Annotated in this window: 7 protein-coding genes and 1 pseudogene; 2 read left to right on the forward strand and 6 right to left on the reverse strand. The window is 52.2% G+C overall.

Going from position 1 to position 7,323, the window contains the following annotated elements:
• Positions 1-18 precede the first annotated feature (18 nt).
• A complete protein-coding gene (locus CHH67_RS26050; protein WP_144029323.1) occupies positions 19-291 on the forward strand; it encodes a hypothetical protein in 273 nt (90 codons plus the stop codon).
• A gap of 129 nt (positions 292-420) precedes the next feature.
• Positions 421-798 (forward strand): annotated as a pseudogene (locus CHH67_RS25475) (IS1380 family transposase); the annotation flags it as partial.
• A gap of 385 nt (positions 799-1,183) precedes the next feature.
• Here the strand turns inward: CHH67_RS25475 and CHH67_RS25480 are convergent.
• The 6 genes from CHH67_RS25480 to ssuC all read right to left on the reverse strand — a co-directional run bounded on the left by CHH67_RS25480 (position 1,184) and on the right by ssuC (position 7,072).
• A complete protein-coding gene (locus CHH67_RS25480; protein ID WP_095268173.1) occupies positions 1,184-2,170 on the reverse strand; it encodes an ABC transporter substrate-binding protein in 987 nt (328 codons plus the stop codon).
• 27 nt (positions 2,171-2,197) lie between these two features.
• Positions 2,198-3,340, reverse strand: coding sequence for an LLM class flavin-dependent oxidoreductase (locus tag CHH67_RS25485; RefSeq protein ID WP_095268174.1), 1,143 nt, complete (start codon positions 3,338-3,340; stop codon positions 2,198-2,200).
• A gap of 1 nt (position 3,341) precedes the next feature.
• Positions 3,342-4,241, reverse strand: coding sequence for an aliphatic sulfonate ABC transporter substrate-binding protein (locus CHH67_RS25490; protein ID WP_095268175.1), 900 nt, complete (start codon positions 4,239-4,241; stop codon positions 3,342-3,344).
• Positions 4,238-5,254: an ABC transporter substrate-binding protein gene (locus CHH67_RS25495; RefSeq protein WP_095268176.1), complete on the reverse strand. Its 1,017-nt coding sequence runs from the start codon at positions 5,252-5,254 to the stop codon at positions 4,238-4,240. The genes CHH67_RS25490 and CHH67_RS25495 overlap by 4 nt, the downstream gene beginning before the upstream one ends.
• 227 nt (positions 5,255-5,481) lie before the next feature.
• Positions 5,482-6,279, reverse strand: coding sequence for an ATP-binding cassette domain-containing protein (locus CHH67_RS25500; RefSeq protein ID WP_095268177.1), 798 nt, complete (start codon positions 6,277-6,279; stop codon positions 5,482-5,484).
• Positions 6,280-6,292: 13 nt separating this feature from the next.
• Positions 6,293-7,072, reverse strand: coding sequence for an aliphatic sulfonate ABC transporter permease SsuC (gene ssuC / locus CHH67_RS25505; RefSeq protein WP_095268178.1), 780 nt, complete (start codon positions 7,070-7,072; stop codon positions 6,293-6,295).
• Positions 7,073-7,323 lie beyond the last annotated feature (251 nt).

Here is a 7,323-nt window from a genome sequence, read left to right on the forward strand (position 1 = left end):
TGAGGGGCGAGTTTTAATATGGGTAAAATAACTCGATTTATTATATTATGTCTGACCATAATATTAAGTTCTTGTACTAATTCTGCGTTCACAGTTAAAGATGCGGAAGACATTGCTCTAAAATCTGTATCTAGTGAAGATGGAGAGTGGTATGTCTCTAGTTCACGAAGTAAGAATAGAGAGTGGATTGTGACTCTCAAATTATTAGGCGATGATTGTAGTGAAAAGAAAATATACATCAGCAAAGATGATGGGGAAATTAAAGATGAGAGGGGCGGCAATTCGTGTTAAATGAAAACAGACAAGTTTAAACCTGAATTTCGAAAGTACGACTCTCTGAAAACGTGAAAAGGGCTCCGAATCTTTGGTAGAATGGTGTTTGTCCGAACAACATCACCCAAAGAGAGAAGCACCTTTTAGGTGAAGTTTACCACACCCATCAGCAAAATCAAGACCGAATTTTCTCTGCAAAATGCCACGAGCTTCGGTGGCATCAAAGTCTTTCTGGCCTATCTCGAAAAAATCAAGCTTGCTGAGGCCATGCGTTGCCTCTCTGGCGGCAAAGCGCACAACTCGGTTTTTCCTATTCATCGTATCCTGCTCTACCTCATCGTTGGCTGGATGCTCGGTTGCGAGCGGATTTTTCATTTTCGCAAACTGCAGCATGACGCCCTGCTGCGCCGTTTCCAGGGCGGACGCTGCCCGCATCACAGCCTGTTGTACAAGGAACTCGGCCGACTGGGCCGGACGTGTCCCGGGCTGGCGATGGAGCTTCGGACGCTCCATCAGGAGGTCATGTTGTGAGAAGCGCCTGCATTCGAAATGGCATCAAAACATCGGAAAGAACACCTGAATTGAGTGTTGAAGAACAGTTTGAATTAGTTCGTGAGCATTTTGGATTATAAGACGAAAAACAATTGTCGATTTGATTGGTAGGTAGAATAACAAAGGCTGCCCTTGGTTGGCAGCCTTTGACAGGGACAATAGTTGATCAACCTAAAGTCAAATCCAGAACTTACAGATCAATCACAGCTTTCTGGATGGGCCGTCTGGTTGGTATGATTGAACATAAAAAAAGGACACCAAGTCCTTAGCAGACCTCGTGCCCTCGAAGGGTTGCATATTGGGATTTTACCGAACACTGTCTGATGCTCACCGCTCCTCTAAGCTTCCTCAAGCGGCTTCACTTCAACGTCCTTACATCCACCGTATTGGATAGGACATCCACTTCATTCGGAATAATCCCTCTCTCAAACATATAATCGGCGACCGCTTGCCAACGTTGGCGGACGGTGTCATCAATCGGGTCAAACGGGTATAAAGAGCCTTCCAGCTGCTGACGAGCGACGGGTTCGGAGACGCCTTGGATGTCCTGAATTAATTGGACGGTGTGATCGGCATCGTCGGATAGAAGCGCGGACTCTTCATTCAAGCCTTCGAACACTTCATGGACGAGCTCAGGATGCTCCTTCAGGAAGCCGTTTCGCACAATATACACCGTATCGTTCTCGGATTCGATGTCGCCTGCGGAAATGACCAGCTCTGCACCGAAGTCGACGAGCGCCACGGCCGTAAAAGAACCCCATGTCGCCCAAGCGTCGACTTGCCCGCTTTCAAAGGCAGGCCCCGCTTCCGTTGGCGGAAGATAGACGATCTCGACTTCGCTCGCATCGAGGCCGCCCTTCTCCAGCGCTTTATACAGTAAGTATTCACCCGTGCCGCCACGGTTGACGGCGATTTTCTTGCCCCGAAGGTCGGATGGGCCCTTAATGCCGGATTCCGGCTTGGCTACAATGCCTTGATTATCTTGGTCGCCAGGCTGCTTCGTAAAAATCGTAAACTCCGAGGAGCCTCCGACAAGAGCGCTGATGGCTGCCGTAATCGAGCCGATCGTGATGTCGATCGAACCGGCGTTTAACGCCTCGATCGCCGGCGACATGGCGGCAAAACCGCCGGTTTTTTCAATGCTCGCTCCGGCTGCTTCCAGCCTTTTATACAGGGGCCCGCCTTCCTCGGATAAGCTTAATGGCTGGGCACTGCGCAGGATGCCAAGACGAACGGGGACGGCCTCATCCTGGGCAGTGGCTTGTTTCGCTTGGCCGGCTTTACCGCAAGCCGATAACGTAACTAACAGAAATATGAATAGTACCTGCAAACTTATTTTTCGCATAGGACACTTCCCTTTTTGCCGGATCGATTAATGGATGTTATGAGCCCACGTGAAGACCTTCTCCTGTTCCTCTAGCTTCGGCGCCGTTACGGCCTGACGGTTCACGCGCAGATGGGGCAGGATGTATTCTCCTACACGGTAAGCTTCTTCAAGCAGCGGAACGCCGGAGAAAATAAACGTTGAAATGCCCGCATCCTGATACTCTTTTATGCGCGCCAGCACGGTTGCCGGACTGCCAACGATCGTGGTGCCCGGACCTGGTCGTACCAGACTCATCCCAGCCCATAAATCCGGATAAATTTCGAGCTCCCGCGCGTCTTTCGGAATTTGGCCGTTATGATTGCGAAGCATGCGCTGCTGCCCCACCGAATCGCTATTACGAAGAATGGATTGCATATGCTCCACGGTCTGCGGATCCATCGTCTTGAGCAGCCGGTCCGCTTCTTGCCAAGCTTCCTCATCCGTATCGCGCACGATCAGATACAGCCGGATGCCATACCGCATCGTACGGCCTTGCTCTGCCGCTAAAGCCTGAAGATCTTGGATCTTCTCGGCGACCTGCGGAGGCGTTTCGCCCCAGCTCAGGTATGTGTCGATGTGCTTGGCTGCCGTGAGGTGAGCCGCTTGCGACGAACCGCCGAACCACAGGGGCGGCGTTGGCTTCTGCGTGGAGGAGAGCTGCAAGGCTTTGCCTTCGGCGGTAATGTACTTGCCATGGAAATCCAGGTGTTCACCGGCCACGGCTTGCTTAAATACCTGAATCCATTCATCCGTGTAGGCATAACGCTCATCATGCCCAAGCGTCGATCCATAGGCGCGCATTTGCGCCGTGTTCCCGTTCACGATGTTTAATAGGACGCGTCCTCCGGAGAAATCATCGAAGGTTTGCGTCATTTTCGCGGCGAGCACGGGGGAGATCAGCGGCGGATGGACAGCGATGAGAAAACGCATATTGTTCGTGCTGGAGATCAGGGAGGAGCCCAGCACCCACGTATCATGCGGGCCCGTTGCCAGCAAGGCGCCGGTAAACCCTAATTGGTCGACAGCCGAGGCAATCTGCCGTAGGTAAGGCAAATCGATTTTGCGCGCGCCATCCGTTGACCAAGGACTGCGGCCATCCGGCGCGGTTAAATACCAATACACTTCAACGTCCTCTTTGTGTGCAGCCATGCTATTCTCCTCCAATTTCTACGGGTACGGGCAGAACGGCATCCGAAACGGCAATGCTCTTAGGCAAAATATGCTGCCTTGCTAACAGATCGGCAACCCGCTGCTGTTCGGCTATGAATTCCTGGGTAATTGGCTGCAGCCCCCAAGGTCTCCGCCGAAGCGCGGCTTCCCATGAATCCGCGGATGGCCAGTCGGGCAAGTCCCGGGCAAACAGCTCCGCCGCTTCGCGCGTGTTGTCTTGAATCCATTGATCTGCTTGCTGCAGCGCTTCAACGACGGCCTTGAGCAGCTGCGGCTGACTTGTCGCAAAATCCCGGCTGGCAAACCATACGGAACGGTGGGAGATATGGGACTCAAGCGGCACCAGCGTGCGAACGAGACCTTTGTTATGCAGCTCCGTCAACTGCGGATCGTTGCCAACCCAGGCCTCCACCTCGCCGGCCAGCAGTGCTTTTGCCCCCTCATTGCCTATATTCGCACGGGCGACATCATCATATAGAAGGCCTGCCTTATCGAGGGCGGTTGCCAGAAAGCTCGTATGCCAGGACCCTTCGGACAGCGCAATGCGCAAGCCTTTCAAATCCGCAACGGATTGCACCGGCGATTCGTTGCGCACGACTAAGGCACCGCTGGCTGTACGAGGATTCGATACCGCAACATACACAATATCGATTCCCGACGCCTGCGCGGTTAACGGCGGGGTAGACCCTGTTCCGCCGAAGTCGATTTCGCCGGATGCGATCCGCAGAGGCGTCCTCGCTCCGTCGGTGTAATCAACCCAGGCAACGGTTGCGTTAAGGTCTTTAAGAATCTCTTCCAAAAAGCCCAAGCGGCGCAATACGAATAACGAATGATTATTAGGATGAACGCCGATGGTTACGTCTGCTTTCGTTTGAGTCATGTGAGGGACACTCCTTTGGCAATGTTTTGTTCAGCTGCGGCTAACGGTTCGGGAAGAATCCAGTCCCATACGTTTACAGGATTCGGGAGGAAACCATGCTCGAACAGGAACCTGCTCTGGGCTTCAAGCGCCGTTAAATAGTCTTCACGCAGTGACGGTCGAATGGAAATATTGCGATATGCGGAGGCTACATATTCGGAGGAAGCGCCGGTTTCCTTCGTGACGACACGAATGAAATCCTCGGGATGATCTTTGGACCAATCGGCGGCGCGAAGCAGAGAAGTGAGAATCTGCTCCACGACATGCTCCTGCTCCGTTAAGGCCGAATCGACCGTCACGGTTCGGGGCACGCCATTGTTGACTCGTACCAGCGGATCCGGATGGAACCCGAGCTCGATCACTTCCTTTAGCCCGACCGTACGGGCGACCTCCAGTCCGGTAGCTCCTTTGACAAAAACAGCATCGATCTCACGCCGCTGCAGCGCCTCGATCTCGGTATTCCAGGAATCCCTTCTTCCTTCACGAGCCGCTTCAAGATGGGTGATGTTGACGTCATTCAGCGTAAGATTCGCCAGCGAGAGCGCATTATGAAACCCGCGAAGCGCTTGGGCTGCTCGAAAATCGATCTCCAAATACCGATGACGAGGAATCCCGATTCGTCTTCCGCGCAGATCGCCAGGCTCCTGAAGATCCGAGTCGGGAAGGGTAAGAATGGCTTGATATTCATCGACCCAGCTTAGTCCGATCAGCCGCGTATCACTCCCGGTTGAGCGTGCCCATAAAGCCGGAATGTTGCCGCCTTCCCGCACGAGGAATGGCAAGGTGTGATTAAAATGCGCATCCGGCAAAGCTTGACGGGTGTCTCGTGTTAGCTCCGCTGCCGTACATCCGGACTTTTCAAGCTCCTGATCAAGAAGCCCGAGGTCAAGGGCCAAGCTGGCTGCTGTCGGAACGGGGCAGCGGGTAATCCTAATTTCTTTTACGATTTCTTGCGGACTATCGATGTTGGGCATGGTTTCTACAGCTCCTTTCTTTTTCTAGATCAGAAAGTATAAACATCGGAGAATCTGCTGCCTGGTATCGCAAGAAAACTACCGCTAAACGCGGTCTGTCTTCTTTGAAAGTACGTCGATAGACGTTTTTCTTACGGTTTCACATCCGGTCAAACGCTCGCTTGTGATCCACCTCCTTCAAGAAATGGTTATGGAATTCCCCTCCCGAGCGGGATGGCGTTAGACACCTATGAACCTTTCTTTAATGGATAGGGGAGGCTTTCTGCTTCATGCCGGCTTGCCACTTCGGTTATGCCCAAGACCCGTTTCAGGATGTGATCGATGAATGCGGCCACTTCGGCATTTCCCCGTTGACGGGGGCGGGGGAAAGGGACAGCTCGATCCATCGCGATCCGGCCTTCCTCAATGAGGACTACGCGATCGGCCAAGACGACAGCCTCTTCGACATCGTGCGTAATCAGGACGGTCGTAAATGGCTGCTGCTGCCACAGCGATTCGATTAATTGCTGCATTTCAATGCGGGTCAATGCATCCAGCGCGCCTAAAGGCTCATCGAGCAGCAATAGTTTGGGCTGGCTGGCGAGCGCTCTGGCTAAGGCGACGCGCTGCCTCTGACCGCCGGAGAGCACGGACGGCCAATCATTGGCCCGGGCACCGAGCCCAACCTGTTCTAAAGCGGCTTCGGCTTTATGGCGGTCTTCTTTTCGAAGTCCGATCGCTACATTATCGATGACCTTATTCCAGGGCAGCAGCCTGGCGTCTTGAAACATCATCCGGGTCTCGGCATGCACATGGTGAACCGGATGGTCATTGATCCATATGCCTCCCGACGTGGCGGGCTCCAATCCGGCGATCACGCGCAAAAGCGTGCTTTTCCCGCAGCCGCTTCGCCCGATGATGGCTATGAACTCTCCCGGCTTCACGTCCAGCTCAATGCCTCGAAGTACAGGCTGTTCGCCAAAGCTTTTCTGTAATTGGGTTATACGAAGATGCACACCGTGGGTAGAGGATTTCAGGGTCGACACATCCTTTCAGAGCTTAGTTGTGATAATTCGGGTTCCAGCGTAAGAACCGCCTCTCTAAGAGCTTGGCGATAGAATCGGCCAGCTTTCCAAATAAGGCATACAGCACAATGGTCAGCAGAATGATATCGGTTTGCATGTATTCTCTTGCATTCATAGCCAGAAAGCCGATGCCCGAATTCGTAGCAATCGTCTCGGATACGATGAGGGTGAGCCACATGATGCCTAAAGCGTAGCGGAGTCCGACCAGAATGGAAGGCAGGGCACCAGGCAGAACGACTTTCCAGAAGAGCGAAGCGGTGCGCAGCCCGTATACGCTGCCCATTTCGATCAATCCGTTGTCCACGGAGCGGATGCCGTGCAGGGTATTGATGTAGACCGGGAATAACACGCCGATCGCGACCAGAAATATTTTCGATTCCTCGCCAATGCCAAACCATAGAACGACTAGGGGAATCATCGCCAGATGAGGAACATTGCGTATCATTTGAATCGTCGTATCCAACAATTTTTCAGCGATGGAGGATAGGCCGTTGATAAAACCCAGTACAAGACCGATTCCCCCGCCGATTAAGAAACCTATGAACGCTCTTTGAAAGCTGATGGAGATGTGTTCGATTAACTTTCCTGATAACAGCAAATCTTTGAAAGAAAATAAAACGTCTTGAGGCAGGGGGAGGATTTTCCTCGATATCACGTCAAGATTGGATAATATGGCCCACACAACGATTAGTAAGATGGGGAGGACCCAAGGCAAACATTTTCCGATGAACGGATTGGACATGAGCTTTCTCATCGCTTCTACTCACCTGGCCTTCAAAAATAGGATCAAAAAATAAAAGGCCACAACGCCAGCACAATATCTGCTGAGGCTGTGACCTCCATTTGAATGGTCGGTATCTTTTTAATATTTAATAATTCCTATAAGTTTAATATGGATTTGATTATACTTTCGGATTTTGGTTTCGTCAACCGGGAATATGCGAGTCCGTGGAAGAGGTTATGTTAAAATATGGTGTAATGCATTGCAGTGTAGATGTAGATGGG

It is taken from the genome of Paenibacillus campinasensis (assembly GCF_002272015.1).
In the GTDB taxonomy this organism is placed as follows: Bacteria; Bacillota; Bacilli; order Paenibacillales; family Paenibacillaceae; genus Paenibacillus_AQ; species Paenibacillus_AQ campinasensis.